This is a genomic window from Exiguobacterium sp. s78 (genome assembly GCF_018618985.1).
Taxonomy (GTDB): domain Bacteria; phylum Bacillota; class Bacilli; order Exiguobacteriales; family Exiguobacteriaceae; genus Exiguobacterium_A; species Exiguobacterium_A abrahamii.
In genome coordinates this window covers 586,077-602,531 of the sequence record NZ_JACSNB010000001.1, presented here as the reverse complement: position 1 = coordinate 602,531, position 16,455 = coordinate 586,077, and the positions used below count along the sequence as shown (strand labels likewise).

The 16,455-nt window shown below is 46.8% G+C and carries 13 protein-coding genes; 1 reads left to right on the top strand and 12 read right to left on the bottom strand.

Annotated elements, in window-relative coordinates; all coding sequences use genetic code 11:
* Window positions 1-6: 6 nt before the first annotated feature.
* From polA to KNQ18_RS02945, 3 genes are all read right to left on the bottom strand, one after another.
* A complete protein-coding gene (gene polA, locus KNQ18_RS02955) occupies window positions 7-2,604 on the bottom strand; it encodes a DNA polymerase I (protein ID WP_215083798.1) in 2,598 nt (865 codons plus the stop codon).
* A 212-nt stretch (window positions 2,605-2,816) separates the two neighbouring features.
* Window positions 2,817-4,550: a two-component system histidine kinase PnpS gene (gene pnpS, locus KNQ18_RS02950; RefSeq protein WP_214723788.1), complete on the bottom strand. Its 1,734-nt coding sequence runs from the start codon at window positions 4,548-4,550 to the stop codon at window positions 2,817-2,819.
* The gene (locus tag KNQ18_RS02945) at window positions 4,547-5,266 is read right to left on the bottom strand and encodes a response regulator (protein WP_369815309.1); all 720 of its coding nucleotides are present in this window, start codon (window positions 5,264-5,266) and stop codon (window positions 4,547-4,549) included. Before KNQ18_RS02945 ends, pnpS begins: the two co-directional genes overlap by 4 nt.
* A 211-nt stretch (window positions 5,267-5,477) precedes the next feature.
* On the opposite strand from KNQ18_RS02945, the gene KNQ18_RS02940 reads away from it, so the two are divergent.
* Complete coding sequence (locus KNQ18_RS02940; RefSeq protein WP_133207611.1) at window positions 5,478-5,903, top strand: divergent PAP2 family protein; 426 nt, start codon at window positions 5,478-5,480, stop codon at window positions 5,901-5,903.
* A 59-nt stretch (window positions 5,904-5,962) separates the two neighbouring features.
* Here the strand turns inward: KNQ18_RS02940 and KNQ18_RS02935 are convergent, their stop codons facing one another.
* The 9 genes from KNQ18_RS02935 to accD form a co-directional block, all read right to left on the bottom strand.
* Window positions 5,963-7,102 carry a zinc-dependent alcohol dehydrogenase gene (locus tag KNQ18_RS02935; protein WP_035396552.1) on the bottom strand — a complete coding sequence of 380 codons (1,140 nt, stop codon included), beginning with the start codon at window positions 7,100-7,102 and terminating at the stop codon, window positions 5,963-5,965.
* A gap of 456 nt (window positions 7,103-7,558) precedes the next feature.
* A complete protein-coding gene (mdh, locus tag KNQ18_RS02930; protein WP_050677650.1) occupies window positions 7,559-8,497 on the bottom strand; it encodes a malate dehydrogenase in 939 nt (312 codons plus the stop codon).
* Between the two features lie 22 nt (window positions 8,498-8,519).
* The gene (gene icd / locus KNQ18_RS02925; RefSeq protein ID WP_149427711.1) at window positions 8,520-9,794 is read right to left on the bottom strand and encodes an NADP-dependent isocitrate dehydrogenase; all 1,275 of its coding nucleotides are present in this window, start codon (window positions 9,792-9,794) and stop codon (window positions 8,520-8,522) included.
* A gap of 71 nt (window positions 9,795-9,865) precedes the next feature.
* Entirely contained in the window at window positions 9,866-10,978 is a 1,113-nt protein-coding gene (gene citZ / locus KNQ18_RS02920; protein WP_053454034.1) for a citrate synthase, read from the bottom strand.
* Window positions 10,979-11,196: 218 nt separating this feature from the next.
* On the bottom strand, window positions 11,197-11,667 hold the full coding sequence (locus KNQ18_RS02915; RefSeq protein ID WP_023469036.1) for a DUF441 domain-containing protein: 471 nt from the start codon (window positions 11,665-11,667) through the stop codon (window positions 11,197-11,199).
* A gap of 59 nt (window positions 11,668-11,726) precedes the next feature.
* A complete protein-coding gene (gene pyk, locus KNQ18_RS02910; RefSeq protein ID WP_050677653.1) occupies window positions 11,727-13,475 on the bottom strand; it encodes a pyruvate kinase in 1,749 nt (582 codons plus the stop codon).
* Window positions 13,476-13,540: 65 nt separating this feature from the next.
* Window positions 13,541-14,509, bottom strand: coding sequence for a 6-phosphofructokinase (gene pfkA / locus KNQ18_RS02905; protein WP_029342336.1), 969 nt, complete (start codon window positions 14,507-14,509; stop codon window positions 13,541-13,543).
* 147 nt (window positions 14,510-14,656) lie between these two features.
* The gene (gene accA / locus KNQ18_RS02900) at window positions 14,657-15,592 is read right to left on the bottom strand and encodes an acetyl-CoA carboxylase carboxyl transferase subunit alpha (RefSeq protein WP_215083796.1); all 936 of its coding nucleotides are present in this window, start codon (window positions 15,590-15,592) and stop codon (window positions 14,657-14,659) included.
* On the bottom strand, window positions 15,579-16,439 hold the full coding sequence (gene accD / locus KNQ18_RS02895) for an acetyl-CoA carboxylase, carboxyltransferase subunit beta (protein WP_023469040.1): 861 nt from the start codon (window positions 16,437-16,439) through the stop codon (window positions 15,579-15,581). The genes accA and accD overlap by 14 nt, the downstream gene beginning before the upstream one ends.
* Window positions 16,440-16,455 lie beyond the last annotated feature (16 nt).

Sequence of the window (16,455 nt, the reverse complement as noted above, 5' to 3'; positions counted from 1 at the left end):
CCTTGCTTACTTCGTTTCGTACCACGTATGTCCTGCGCCCCCATCGACGCGTAGCGGTACGGATAGTTCGACGGTCTGCTCCATCGCTTGTTTGACAAGCGCTTGTAAAGCGTCGAGTTCCTCGTCTGGTGCTTCAAAAATCAATTCATCGTGTACTTGTAATAACAAACGCGCTTTCAGATCAGATGCCTGTAAGGCAGCATGAACATCAAGCATCGCTTTTTTAATGATATCCGCAGCCGAACCTTGAATCGGCGTATTGATTGCCGTACGTTCCGCAAAACCGCGTAAGTTGAAGTTTTTCGAATTGATATCCGGAATGTTACGGCGACGGTTCATCAACGTTTCGACGAATCCATTCGCTCGTGCCGTTTCAATCGCCGTATCCATGAACTGTTTGATTTGCGGGAACAGCTCGAAATAACGATCGATGAACGATTGTGCTTCCTTCCGCGTGATGTTCAAGTTTTGTGACAGTCCATAATCGCTGATTCCATAAATAATGCCGAAGTTGACGGCTTTCGCCTGACGACGCATGTTTCCTGTGACATCCTCCGGTTCGACACCAAAGACACTACTTGCCGTTTGGGTATGGATGTCCTCATCATGTAAGAACGCATCGACAAGCGTCTGATCCTGCGACATATCAGCCATGACACGTAATTCGATTTGTGAATAGTCGGCAGCGTACAGTGACCAGCCTGTCTCACTTGGAACGAAGGCTTTTCGAATCTTCCGTCCTTCTTCAATCCGAATCGGGATATTCTGAAGGTTCGGATTGACCGAACTTAAACGGCCGGTCTGGGCAATCGTCTGAGCAAAACGGGTATGAATCTTTCCGTCTTCCTTGATGACTTTTTGTAATCCTTCGACATACGTCGACTGTAATTTTTGGAGCTCCCGGTATAACATGATGTGATCGATGATCGGATGCAGCGGACGCAGTTTTTCAAGGACGTCTGCGGCAGTCGAGTAGCCGGTCTTTGTTTTCTTGAAGGCGGGCAGTTCGAGTTTTTCAAACAGAATCACACCAAGTTGTTTCGGTGAATTGATATTGAACGATTCACCTGCCGCTTCAAAGACCAACGTCTCAAGTTCCGTTAAACGTCCGGCAAGATCTGCTTGCATCGACTGGAGCGTCGCGACGTCGACACGAATCCCGGTCCACTCCATCTCAGCGAGGACACCTGACAATGGACGCTCTAGTGTTTCATACAGCTCATATTGCTGATTCGCCTTCAACTCTTCCCGAACTTTCGGGAACAATAACTCAATCATCCGTGCCTTTTCTGCAAGATAAGGATGTAATACGTCATCCGCTGGGGCTAGACGTTTGGCTCCCTTACCGAGGACTGCTTCTTCGTTCGGTGCCATCAATGCATAATGACCAGCAATTGAAGCGAGCGTCGTGCCGCCACTTAAGTTCAATAAGTAACCCGCTAATAACAGATCCTCATAACCGTTTAAGGTTAAGCCGTGCTTACGCAACGTGAATGCGACTTGTTTGGCATCAAGACAAATCTTCCGATGTTCCGACTCGATCCATTGGCGGAATGCCGGATCCTCGACCAGCGTTGGGGCAGCAACATAGATCGTGTCAGGCGTTGCGATCGCAAACCCGATGATGTCCTCTTCCATGTAATCCTCTCGCAACTGTTCAGCAAGCAACACCGCATCGGTGACGTCTTCAGGAAGTGAAGTGATCGTCACGACGTTCAACTGCTCTTTATCCTCTTCTTTGACGACAGGGGCGAATCGATTCGTCAACGACTTGAAGCCAAGCGACTGGAACAACGAATACGGCACTTGGGTATCAACGTCGCGAATTTGCAAATCATCTAGCGTCGTCTCGAGCGGGACATCGACTTTAATTGTCGCAAGTTCTTTCGATAGTCGTGCTAACTCTTCGTTCGCGATGACTTTTTCCTTCTGCTTACCTTTTAAGTCTTCAACATGTTCATACAGTCCTTCGACAGAACCATATGCCGAAATCAATTTAACTGCCGTCTTTTCACCAATCCCAGGAATCCCTGGAATATTATCCGACTTATCCCCCATTAACCCTTTCAGGTCAATCATTTGAATCGGTTTGAGACCACCATATGTCTCAGCGAACAGTTCCTCCGTCATGCACTGGACGTCCGTGATCCCACGCTTCGTGATCAAGACTTCGACCTTATCCGTGACAAGTTGAAGTAAATCTTTATCACCTGTGACGATCCGCGTCCGATCCGTCGGCATCGTTCGTGCGAGCGTACCAATCAAATCATCTGCCTCATAGCGATGGAGTTCCATCATTTGAATACCGAGCGCTTCACAGATATCCCGGACGATCGGGAATTGCTCACGTAGTTCGGACGGTGTCTTTTCCCGACTTCCCTTATACTCCTGATAGACATCATGACGGAACGTTTCACTCGAAGCATCAAAGGCAACGAGCATATGTGTCGGTTGTTCTTCCTCGAGCAACTTCAATAACATCATCGTAAAGCCATAAGCTGCGTTCGTATTTCGTCCTTGCGCATCCGTCATTGGTGGTAAGGCGAAAAACGCCCGATAGGTCAACGAGTTCCCATCAATCAATAGCAATTTATTTTCCATCATCTACGCCCCTTTAATCGATTTTCTGTTCCTATTGTATCACTCTACACACATTTGTTCGCTAAAAATGACCAAAAAAAGACGATTGACTCACGGGGAGTCAATCGCCAAGGGCATGACGACATGGGAGCTGATCCAGTCGCCATACAGATGATGAAGAAGGTACTTTCATCATAAGATACGTCTATTAAGGAAATGTGAATCCACTGTGAAATTCAGCCATGTTTTGGTAAACGAATCGTAAATGTCGTCCCTTTCTGCTCTTCTGAAGCGACTTCGATTTCACCATGATGAAGGTCGACGATGTGTTTGACGATGGCTAGTCCGAGACCCGTTCCCCCAGAATTGCGGCTTCTTGCCTTATCGACGCGATAGAAACGTTCGAAAATCCGTTGGGTTTCTTTCGGATGAATGCCAATTCCATCATCTTTGATGATGAGCTGGACAGACTCTTCCCCATCCTCGAGCTGAATCCAGACGTTGCCACCATTTGGCGTATAATTCAACGCATTCGCGACCAAGTTGACGACGACCTGTTTCAATCGATTCAAATCTGCCCGAATGAAGACTTCCTCTTCCGTTTCGATATGAATCGTCATCTCTTTTTCTGTTGCTCGTCGGTCCAGGAGTGCTGCCGTTTCCCGAACGAGACTTGTCACATCAACGATTGCTGTCTCGAGTTGATAATTATCCTGTTCTAGACGAGAGAGTTCAAGCAAGTCTTCCACCAATGTCTGCATCCGTTCCGACTCGTCATGAATGATCCGTAAAAATTGTTCTCGGACTTCCGGAACCTCTTGCGCACCATCGAGTAACGTTTCCGCAAACCCTTTGATGGACGTCAACGGTGTCTTTAATTCATGGCTGACATTCGCGACGAAGTCTTTACGCATTTGTTCCAGTTTTTTGATTTCCGTGATGTCGTTAAAGACGACGGTCGTTCCCTGCACGCGACCGTTCTTATCGAAAATCGGAGCGGCACTGACCATGAACGTCCGACTATTGATGCCGAATCGCACACTCGACTGCTTTCGATTTGGTTTTTCCGTCAGATAGACATCTTCAATCACCTGGCTCATCTTTTCGTTTGGAAGTACACGATAGTACAGCTTCCCGCTAGACGGTTCATGAATGTTGAACATTTCCCGATACGTCCGGTTGACGAGCAGGACATAACCTTTTTCATCAATCAACATGAGACCGGCTCCCATGTACTCGATCAAGGATTCAAGACGCGCCCGTTGCATCGCTTCACCAGACGATGCGTTCTCGAGATTGCGCGCTAGTAGATTGATGGAGCGCCCTAAATCGCGTGATTCGTCGGGTGCCGACAACTCATAGACGCGTGACTTGTAATTTCCATGCGACAGTTCGTGCAGGACATCAGTTGCCTCCGCGATCGGTCGAAGGAATCGTTTCGTCGACCGATAAATCGTCAAGAATATAACCAATAACGACGCAACTAGAGAAAGGATGATGACCGTCCAAATCCGTGAATAAATGACGTTTAAGTCTTTTGCGTAACGAATGAAACTGACGTACACCTCGCCACCGTCCGCTGTCGGAACAGGCTTCGTGAATTGGACGACACTGTCATCTGTTTTCGATTCAAACGTCCCCTCATCAGGAATCGCTGAAAAATTAAGAGTCGCGACTTTTAGTTTCGTCACATCAACCGGTGTACCAGCAATGATTTCACCCCGACCATTGAATAAAATCATGTCGAAGTTCGATTCAGCGTACAATTGATTTACGTACTGGGCCATCTCCGAAACATCGCGTCCTTGTAAGATTGTCTCGACAAGAGAAGTCTCATCCATCAATTTTTCTTTTTCATTTTGGACATAGAACTCTTTAAAGGATTGCCCAAGTAAGAAACCGAGTGCAATTAGCACGAGACTGATGAACGAAAACATTTTGAAGATGAACCGCTTGCGATACTTACTCATTCCGGTTTCGGCTCCTCCATCTTATACCCGAGACCACGAATCGTTTTGATATAAATCGGTTTTTTCGTATTCGGCTCGATTTTTTCACGAACATGACTAATGTGCACATCCACGATTCGTGTATCGCCGACGAAATCATAGTTCCAGATTGCGGATAACAGTTGATCTCGTGTCAGGACACGTCCCTTATTTTTAGCAAGATATACGAGCAATTCGAATTCTTTAGGTGTCAGTTCAAGACGCTCTTCTGCTTTGAAAGCTTCGTAGTTATCTGGAACGATCTTGACATCACCAATCAGAATCGTCCCATCCGTCACTTCTTCCGAAGGTGTTGTCTGATGACTCATTCGTCGTAAAATTGCTTTCACACGGGCGACGACTTCACGTGGGCTAAATGGTTTTGTCAGATAATCGTCCGCACCGAGTTCAAGACCAAGGACTTTATCGAACTCATCATCCTTTGCCGTCAGCATCAAGATCGGCGTATTGATTTTCTGTTGGCGTAGCCGTTTACATACTTCAAGACCGTCGAGTTCCGGCAACATGAGATCCAGTACGATCAGTGCGGCATCTTGTTTTTCCGCTAATTTTAAACCTGACATCCCATCATGTGCCGTTTCGACGATGAAACCAGCCTGTTCTAGATTAAACTTCAATAGTGTTGCAATCGACAATTCATCATCTACCACGATAATTTTATCTTTCAAACCTTGCATCCCCCTCAAGTTTCGTTCTTTCGAATGAGGAATTCCGTGGAATCCGCTTCGTCTGTCTTCATCTTACCGACTTTCACAGGAAAATCACAAATCTTTCTGCTGTTTCTTTACACAATCTTTAAAGGAGATGCCGAATCCAACTAGATCGTTCGTGTAAAAGCTAATAAAATGGGGAAACAATACATATCGTTAATTGTAGGAGGTAGAATGTATGGAATGGAACCATCCCCTTTTTGCAGCCATCACGGCGTGGTTCATCGCTCAAGCAGCGAAGCTTGTCACGAGTTTGGTTCGGACACGAAAGTTCGACCTGGAAATCATGTTTGCTTCCGGTGGTATGCCTAGTTCACATAGTTCGACTGTCGTCGCCTTAGCCGTTGTCATCGGTTTTCAGGAGGGCTTCTCGTCTTCGATTTTCGCACTGGCTGTCATCTTTGCGACAATCATCATGTATGATGCGACCGGTGTCAGACAAGCAGTCGGTGTTCAGGCAAAACTACTCAATGATTATTTCAAAGGAATTCGCCATGAGACTCCTCTCCTGAATGAGCTCGTCGGTCATACCGAATTTCAGGTGTTCGTCGGTCTGTTACTCGGACTAGCCGTCGGTATTCTGTGGCCCGTCTTCTTCTTTTAATCCTATGATGTACAACAGCCCATCCAAAAATCGGATGGGCTGTTTGAGTATGATAAAGCTTATGGTTTCAAGACGACCTTGATACATCCATCTGTCCGATCATTAAATGTCTGATAGGCAGAAGCAGCATCATCAAGTGCCACTCGGTGTGTCACGATATCCGTCGGATCAAATTCTTGATTGATGATTTTCTGGAACAGTTCCGGCATCAAATGAACGACTGGTGCTTGTCCCATTTTCAGCGTAATATTTCGGGTAAAGAAATCGCCAAGCGGAAACTGATTATATTTTTTAGCGTAGACGCCTGTCAACTGCACAGTACCAAATTTCCGGACAGCGTCCTTTGCAATGTCAATGGCACTCAACGTTCCACCTTGCAGACCAATCTTTTGTTCAATTTTTTCTACAGGGGACATCTTCCCATCAAAACCGACGCAATCAATGACGACGTCTGCTCCACCTTGTGTTAGCTCTTTAATATACGCACCACTTTCTGCGTGATCCGAGAAATTTACTGTCTCGACTTTATTCGTGACTTTAGCATGATTTAATCGATACACTTGATCATCCACCGCAATGACTCGCTTTGCTCCTTGCATCCATGCAAATTTTTGTGTCATTAGTCCAACTGGTCCTGATCCGAGTACGACGACCGTATCTCCTTTTTTCACACCCGCATGCAGGACACTCCAATACGCCGTAGGTAAAACGTCAGATAAGAACAATAATGCCTCATCTTCTAATTCACATGATTCAGGAATCACGAGTGGCATGAAATTCCCGAACGGAACTTTTAAATATTCCGCCTGACCACCGGGATGTCCACCAAACTCTTCTGTAAAACCGAAGTACCCACCTGTATCGACATGGGGATTTCCGTTCGAGTTATCACATTGACTCTCCATATCATGTTCACAAAAGAAACAGTGACCACAAGCAACATTAAACGGTAACACGACGCGGTCGCCACGCTTGACCTTCGTCACACCTGGTCCAACCTCTTCAACGATGCCCATCGGTTCATGACCAATGACATAATCTTTGTGAGCCGGCATATTTCCTTGATAGATGTGTAAATCTGATCCACAAATTGCAGTCGATGTGATTTTGACGATGATATCATCGTTTTTATCAATCGATGGATCCTGGACTTGTTTGACTTGAACATCTTTTGCTCCTTGGTACGTTACGGCGCGCATGTGGCATCCCCCTTAGTGGAATAAAATGACGTACCTTTGTCCTTACCCTAATACAATCATCTTTTCTACATGTTTATTAAAATTGGAACTTTTCGCCTATGTGTATCGTATGTTGTGAAAAACACACTTTACACAATAAACCTATAAATGAAAGGAGGCACTCACGTGGCACGATGCACCGTTTGTCGTCAATCCTGGTCTGCTCGAACAATCTATCGTTTAATCTGGTCTGCTCACGGACTGCCCTGTCCACATTGTCAAAACTCACAACACCTACATATGGAACACCAAGGTTACTTCCTTCGAATCGGATACTTGATTCCTTGGCTGACATTTCTTCTTATACTGGTCTGCCCTTGGTATGCCAAGTTATCGCACTATGCTTCTCCCCATCGATTATGACGAGATGAAAAAAGACGAGCTTGTCGAAAGTGACAAGTTCGTCTTTTTTTAGAATCAAGATTTTAATAAGTCGAGTACAGAGCGGACTGTAGAGGCAGAGCGATTCAAAGCCTCTTGCTCCTCAGTCGTCAGTTCGAGTTCATAGACATGCTCGACACCGTTTCCGCCAAGAATGACCGGTACACCGAAATACATATCGTCATATCCATATTCGCCTTCGAGATAAGCAATGGCAGGTAGAATACGTCGCTGGTCCTTCAAGATCGCCTCGACCATCTCAGCAATTGCTGCTGCCGGTGCGTAGTAAGCGGAACCGTTTCCGAGTAACTGAACGATTTCACCGCCGCCTTTACGTGTTCGGTCAACGATCGCATCTAACCGCTCCTTGGATATCAGTTTCTCGATTGGAATGCCTCCCGCCTGAGAATAGCGCAGTAGTGGCACCATGTCATCCCCGTGTCCGCCGAGTACGAATCCCGATACATCCTTTACAGAAACGTTCAGTTCCTCTGCTAAGAATGTCCGGAAGCGTGCTGTGTCGAGGACACCGGATTGACCGATGACACGCTCTTTCGGAAAACCAGATGCTTGATAGACCGTATACGTCATCGCATCGACAGGATTCGTCAAAACGATGATGATCGATTCCGGTGCATGCGCAACGATTTCCTTCGTCACAGCTGTCATGACGGCAGCATTCGTACTCACGAGGTCCTCGCGGCTCATACCCGGCTTCCGAGCGATACCGGCAGTGATGACGACGATATCCGCACCGTTGATGTCGGCATAGTTCGATGTCCCTTTTACTGAAGCATCAAACCCGAGGATCGGCGCTGCCTCTTGCATATCGAGCGCCTTTCCTTTCGTCGGATTCTCTTGCTCGGGTCGGTCGACGAGGACGACATCTCCTAGCTCTCGCTGAGCAAGATAGAGTGCTGTCGTTGCGCCCGTAAAGCCACTTCCTATGACTGCGATCTTCTTCCGTCTGTTCATCGACTCATTCCTCCTGATCGGATTACATGTTTTTGATGAGTTCGTCCGCGAATTCAGAACACTTCACTTCAGTCGCACCATCCATGAGACGTGCGAAGTCGTATGTGACGACTTTCGATTCAATCGATGTTTCCATCGATTTGATGATGAGATCTGCCGCTTCGTTCCAGCCGAGGTGACGGAACATCATTTCGCCTGACAAGATGACAGACGATGGGTTGACTTTATCAAGTCCAGCGTATTTCGGTGCTGTACCGTGAGTGGCTTCAAAGATCGCATGACCTGTCATGTAGTTGATGTTTGCTCCAGGTGCGATTCCGATACCACCGACTTGTGCAGCAAGTGCATCCGAGATGTAGTCACCGTTCAAGTTCATTGTCGCAACGACATCGAACTCTTTTGGACGAGTCAAGATTTGTTGTAAGAAGATATCAGCGATTGAGTCTTTCACGATCAACTTACCAGCAGCTTCTGCGTCTGCTTGTGCTTTATTCGCAGCATCTGTTCCTTCTTCTTCCTTGATGCGATCGTACTGGTTCCAAGTGAAGACGTGCTCTGCGTATTCACGCTCAGCAAGCTCATAACCCCAGTTTTTGAAAGCACCCTCAGTGAACTTCATGATGTTTCCTTTATGAACGAGCGTCAACGAAGCGCGTTTGTTCTCGAGTGCATATTCGATTGCTGCACGAACGAGGCGTTCTGTTCCCTCTTTTGAAATCGGTTTGATTCCAAGACCAGATGTCTCAGGGAAGCGGATTTTATTGACACCCATTTCGTTTTGAAGGAACTGAAGCAGTTTTGCAGCGCCTTCGCTACCTTCTGCGTATTCGATTCCTGCGTAGATGTCTTCAGTATTTTCACGGAAGATGACCATGTCTGTATCTTCTGGGCGTTTAACCGGTGAAGGAACACCTGTGAAGTAACGAACTGGACGAAGACATGTGTACAAATCAAGCTCTTGACGTAGAGCAACGTTCAACGAACGGATTCCGCCGCCGACTGGTGTCGTAAGTGGTCCCTTGATTGCGATGATGTGCTCACGAATGAGATCGAGTGTCTCTTCTGGTAACCAGTTGCCTGTTTTGTTGAATGCTTTTTCACCAGCGTAGACTTCTTTCCATTCGATTTTCTTCTCACCGTTGTATGCTTTTTCAACTGCCGCATCAAACACACGTACAGCTGCGTTCCAGATGTCAGGTCCTGTTCCGTCACCAATGATGAACGGAATGATTGGAGCGTTTGGAACTTGAAGTGTACCGTTAGTTACTGTGATGTTTTCGCCTTGAAGTGTAGCCATGTCTAAAAATCCCCCTTAAGTAATTGTAATCTACATCAAAAATCAGGAGAGGATTGCTCCTCCCCGTCCTTTTAACGTTCTTCGATGGACACGTATGTCCGGTGCGTTTCACCCGTGTAGTCTGCACGCGGGCGAATCAGACGGTTATCGCTATACTGCTCTAAAATGTGCGCCAACCAACCTGACATCCGACTTACTGCAAAGATTGGAGTGAATAGTTCTGTATCAAGTCCAAGTGCATGGTACGTAGAAGCGGAATAGAAATCAACATTTGGTTTCAATCCTTTTTCCGATTGGACGATTTCGTCGATCTTAACTGACATCTCATACCATTTCGGCTCCCCGATTTGAGCAGTCAGCTGACGACTCATTTCTTGAAGGTGCTTCGCACGTGGGTCGCCGTCCTTGTAGACACGGTGACCGAAGCCCATGATTTTTTGCTTGTTCTCAAGTTTATTATGAACATACTCGTCAACCTTTTCAACCGAATCAATTTCTAACAACATCTTCATGACGGCTTCGTTCGCGCCACCGTGAAGTGGTCCTTTTAATGCGCCCATCGCTGCCGTCACACCTGAGTAGACGTCAGAGAGTGTCGCGACACACACGCGTGCTGTGAACGTCGAAGCGTTCAACTCGTGGTCAGCGTGAAGAACGAGCGCTTGGTTAAAGGCTTTTTCTGCAACTTCCGTTGGCTCTTCACCCGTCAACATGAACAAGAAATTTCCTGCGTATGAAAGACCTGTTTTAGGTGCGATCGGCTCTTGTCCTTTTTTGATACGAGCGTAAGCTGTGACGAGTGTTGCGATTTGTGCCTGTAATTTGATGGCTTTAGCGTAATTCGCCTCAGTCGACATATCTTCCGATGTCTCATCGTAAAGCGCGAGTTGAGAGAGCGCTGTTCGAATCGTCGCCATCGCATTCGCCGACTTCGGTGCTGCCTTCATCGTTTCAAGAACGGCAGTCGCAACCGTTGCTTCGGAAATAAGTGCTTCCGATAGTTGCTTCAATTCCTCTTCTTTTGGTAGACGGTCGTTCCACAACAAGAAGACGACTTCCTCAAATGAGGCGTGCTCCGCCAAATCATCAATCGTATAACCGCCATACGTCAATTGACCATCGATGATCGAACTGATTTTCGATGAAGTCGCGACGATTCCTTCTAAACCTTTAGTTTGCGTCATGACAATAATCCCCCTTTTTTTCCCCAGAAATTTAAAACGCTTTCATTTCCGTATTGAAAAAAAGACGTCCACTCAAGAGTCGTTCCCCATGCTTGTAGCGCTGTACTCTTGAATAGACCATCTTGTTTCTGTTCTTAGTATAAACAAAAATACCCAAAAAGTGAATGAACTTGCATACTATTATCAAAAAATTAATTCAGTTACTTTGCTGATTCGGCTCATCCTGTGAACGCTTTTGCGATGACATCCCACATTCCAATGACGAGCGCCGCGATTCCAGCACCAATCAATGGTCCGACCGGTACCCCACGGAAAAGTCCTACTGCAAGAATCGTTCCAGCTAGCAAGGCTGTCGTCACGAGTGGATCTTCTTTCATCAGTCCAACACCGTGTGCCGCGACGATTGCAACAAAAATTCCTGATAAAAATGAGATGATGCCGATATGTCCCCGAATACTTTGGAGCAACTCCTTAAATCCGATATCCCCTGCTGCAATCGGTACGAGGATCGCTGCCGTGATCAATGTGACGCCCCACGTGATTCCTTTTGCCTGCAAGGACGGAAACAGTCTACCATCCAGCCCGATTGCCTTGATGATCAGCAGGAAGGCTGCAGCAATGATTAATGATTTATTTTGTGCGATGACCCCGATGAAGACGAGGGCAATCAAAAAAAGATAAGCTTCCATACGTCCTCCTCATACAAAAAAAGACGGACATGACCTAAGTCACGTCCGTCATGAATGGATTATGCGTTATATAGTTTACCTGTCAATGGATCGATTGAGATCATTTGACCGTCTTTGAAGACTGTCAATGCATCTTCGACACCAACGATGACTGGTTTACCGAGTGATGGTCCAACGATTCCAGCATGGCTTGTCAATCCGCCATCAACTGTGATCATCGCTGCAGCCATCTCGATTGCAGGCATCATGTCACGATCAGTTGAGTTCGTAACGAGGATCATGCCTGGCTTCGCTTTAGAGTTTGCTTCTTCAGCATTGTTTGCGATGACGACTTCGCCAACGACTCCACGCTCACCGATCCCACGACCGTTTGCGATCTCTTTACCGACGATGTGGATTTTCAACATGTTCGTTGTACCAGCAGTCAAAGCAGGGATACCAGCTGAGATGACGACGAGATCACCGTCTGTGACGAAACCAGCGTCTTTTGCTGTGTCCGCAGCAAGTGTCAACATGTCATCCGTGTTGTCTGAAAGATGATCAACGACGATTGGGTACACGCCCCATACGATGTTCAACTGACGTGCGACACGTGCGCTTGGTGTAACAGCGACGATGTTTGGCTCTGGACGGTATTTCGAGATACGTGCAGCCGTGTAACCCGATTGTGTCGGTGTCAAGATTGCTTTTGCGTCCAAGTTGATCGCAGTGTGCGTAACCGCTTGAGCGATTGCATCCGTCACTGTGTGCTCACTACGTGTCTGACGATCTTTCAACAAGAGCTTGTAGTCGAGCATTTTTTCTGTACGTTTTGCGATCGAGTGCATCATTTGGACAGATTCGATTGGGTAGTCCCCTGCTGCTGTCTCACCTGAAAGCATGATTGCATCCGTACCATCAAGAATCGCGTTCGCGACGTCTGATGCTTCAGCACGTGTTGGACGTGGGAAACGTTGCATCGAGTCAAGCATTTGTGTTGCTGTAATGACTGGTTTACCGAAGTCGTTACAAAGCTTGATCAAGTCTTTTTGAGTTGGCGTGACTTCTTCCGTTGGAATCTCGATACCGAGGTCACCACGCGCTACCATCAAACCGTCCGAAATCGCAAGGATTTCTTCGATGTTATCGACACCTTCTTGGTTCTCGATTTTCGGGAAGATTTTGATGTGGCTCGCGTTGTTTTTCTCAAGCAATTGACGAATCGCAACGACGTCTGACGCACGGCGCACGAAAGATGCCGCGATCAAATCGATATCGCTCTTGATACCGAACTCGATATCCGCAATATCTTTTTCTGTCAAAGCAGGAAGGTTAACCTTCACGTTTGGCAAGTTAACGCCTTTTTTCGTCTTAATGACGCCTTCGTTTTCGATTGAACAACGAAGCTCACGGTTCGGAAGTTTTTCAGTGACACGAAGACCGATGAGACCGTCATCAAGCATGATCATCGAACCAACTTCGACGTCATCATAGAGTCCTTCATACGTGACAGAGAATTTATCTTTCGTTCCGACGATTTCGTTTGCGTCTCCGCTAACGATGATGACTTCTTGACCACGTTCGAGAAGCGCTTTTCCTTCTTCAAACGAATGTGTACGGATTTCTGGTCCTTTCGTATCAAGAAGAATCGTAACGATTTTGTTTGCTTCTTTCGCTGCACGACGGATATCCGTGATACGTGCACCGTGTTCTTCATAATCGCCGTGTGAGAAGTTCAAACGAGCGACGTTCATACCTGCTTCAATCATTTCTGGAAGACGTTTTTCTGACGCCGGTCCAATCGTACATACAATTTTAGTTCTACGCATATTCCATAAACCTCCTACGGTGTTTGGCCAAGTTCTCTTGTCCATTCCAATCCTATCGACGTTCGTTAAATCGAAAGCTGTTTTGAAAGCTCGAGAATATCAAGATCCAGCTCATGTTTATTTTCGTCGAGTGCCTCATCGATATCGAGATCGATCATCTTACCACCACGTACACCTACGACACGTCCTTGTTTTCCTTGAAGTAGGATTTCGATGGCATGCGCCCCCATCCGACTTGCAAGTACACGGTCCGCTGCCGTTGGTGCTCCACCACGTTGAACGTGACCAAGAACCGTGACGCGTGTATCGAGACCTGTTTCTTTTGCGATAGCGTCTCCCACGTCCTGAGCACGGCCTGCACCTTCAGCGACGATGACGATTGAGTGTTTCTTACCGCGATTGACACCACTTTGAATGCGATCGAGGACTTCTTTTAAATCTTCAGGACGCTCGGGAACAAGAATCGATTCTGCTCCACCAGCAAGTCCTGCATATAATGCGATATCACCCGCATCGCGTCCCATGACTTCAATGACATACGTCCGCTCATGCGACGATGCCGTATCACGAATTTTATCGATCGCTTCAAGCGCCGTGTTGAGCGCTGTATCAAAACCGATCGTATAGTCCGTTCCAGGAATATCGTTATCGATCGTACCTGGAAGTCCAATTGTCGGGAAGCCAAGTCCCGTCAATTTTTGGGCACCACGATACGACCCGTCTCCGCCTACGACGACGAGTGCATCAATTTCAAATTTCTTAAGATTGACGACCGCTTTTGCTCGTCCTTCTTCTGTACGGAACTCAGGGCAACGTGCTGAACGTAGGAACGTTCCACCTCGTTGAATGATGTCACCGACTGACCCAAGGTTCAACTGGACGATGTCCCCGTTGATTAATCCTTGATAGCCGTTATAGACACCAAATACTTCTAAGCCATGAAAAATCGCTTTACGCGTGACAGCACGCACCGCGGCATTCATACCTGGTGCATCGCCGCCACTCGTTAAGACAGCAATCCGTTTTAAACTCACGTTAATCACCTCTCCATTAATCTGAATCTAAAATAGCACGTTGTTTTCTTGTTTTACAACAGGGCAGATTGCATAAACTTTCACTTGTTTTTTCATTACCGATTCCGGAAATGAGGAATATCAATCATGATAGCGATTACATGGTGCTTATGTGCCAATTTGGTGATATTTTTCGGTCCGCTGATCAATGAGCTCTTCCTTGGTCAGGTGAACCAATGATTCGAGCTTCTGTACCAATACAGTTTTTAATTTATCCGCCTGTAATGACACATCGAGATGCGCCCCTCCGATGACTTCTGGAATGATGGCATCAGCGATCCCGAGTCGTAATAAATCAGGTGCTGTGATCTTCATCGATTCTGCCGCTTTCTCCGCAAGACTTGCATCTTTCCACAACAATGCTGCAGCACCTTCAGGAGAGATGACCGAATACGTTGAATTCTCGAGCATCAAGAGTTGATCACACACTCCGATTCCTAAAGCACCACCTGATCCACCTTCACCGATGACGATTGAAATGATTGGAACCGTCATACCAGCCATCTCAAACAGGTTTTTCGCGATGGCCTCACTCTGACCACGTTCTTCTGCTGCACGTCCTGGGTAAGCCCCTTTCGTGTCGATGAACGTAATGATCGGTCGATTGAATTTCTCTGCTTGTTGCATGAGACGTAGTGCTTTTCGATATCCTTCAGGATGTGGCATCCCGAAATTACGACGAATGTTTTCTTTTGTATCTTTTCCGCGTTGATGACCGATGATCGTCACCGGACGACCATTCAGTGTTCCGATTCCACCGACGATTGCCGCATCATCATATCCATGACGATCGCCATGCAGTTCGATGAAATCTTCACAGATGGATTCAATGTAATCGAGTGTCGTTGGACGTTCTGGATGACGTGCCAATTGAACACGATTCCACGCTTTCATATTCCCGTAAATATCGAGTTCTAACCGATGAAGGCGTTCTTCAAGAAGTTGGAGTTCTTCCTTGAAGTCTAGTCCTTGTGTTTCCGCCATATCATGGAGCTCAAGAATTTTTTCGCGTAACGCGATGACTGGTTGGTCAAATGGTTGCATGGTTCGTTCCCTCCGCATGTAGCTTTAAGATTCGCGTATAGTACGTTTTCAGATCATGTCGTGATACGACATCGTCCAGTTGACCTGCTTGTAATAAGAATTCTGCTGTTTGGAAATCTTCCGGTAGTTTTTCACGTATCGTCTGTTCGATGATCCGTCGACCTGCAAACCCGATCAATGCCCCTGGTTCAGCGATGTTAAAGTCACCGAGCATCGCAAAACTTGCTGATACCCCGCCGGTCGTCGGATGAGTCATACAAGAAATATAAAGTAGCCCAGCATCTGAATGCTGTTTTAAGAAGAGACTCGATTTCGCCATCTGCATGAGACTAACCATTCCCTCTTGCATCCGTGCTCCACCTGAAGCGGAGAAAATCGTGACAGGTAGACGATGTTTCGTTGCGTAACGAACCGCTTCAGAAATCGCAGCACCAACCGCTGCACCCATCGAACCCATCCGGAATCGTGCATCCATGACACAAGCGACGAGTGGGTGACCATTCACATTCCCGACGCCACAGACGATCGCTTCCTCAAGACCCGTTCTGACTTGGTCGCCCTTTAATTTTTCCGGGTAATCCTGGAATCCAAGCGGATCCGCTTGAACTGCCGGTAAGTCGAAATACGTCACCGAACCTTCATCGAATAATTGCGTAAAACGTTCTTGCGCGGTCAACGGGTGATGATACCCACATGAACAGACACGTAAGTTCGCCTCCAGTTGTTTCGTATATTGGATTAATTTACATTTCGGACACTTCGTCATTAGGCCAACTGGCACATCGACACGCTGCTCCTTCGAAGTCAGCGTGACGAACTTTTTAGGTTTTCGAAAAAATGCTTGCACGTTCAGTTCCCCCTTG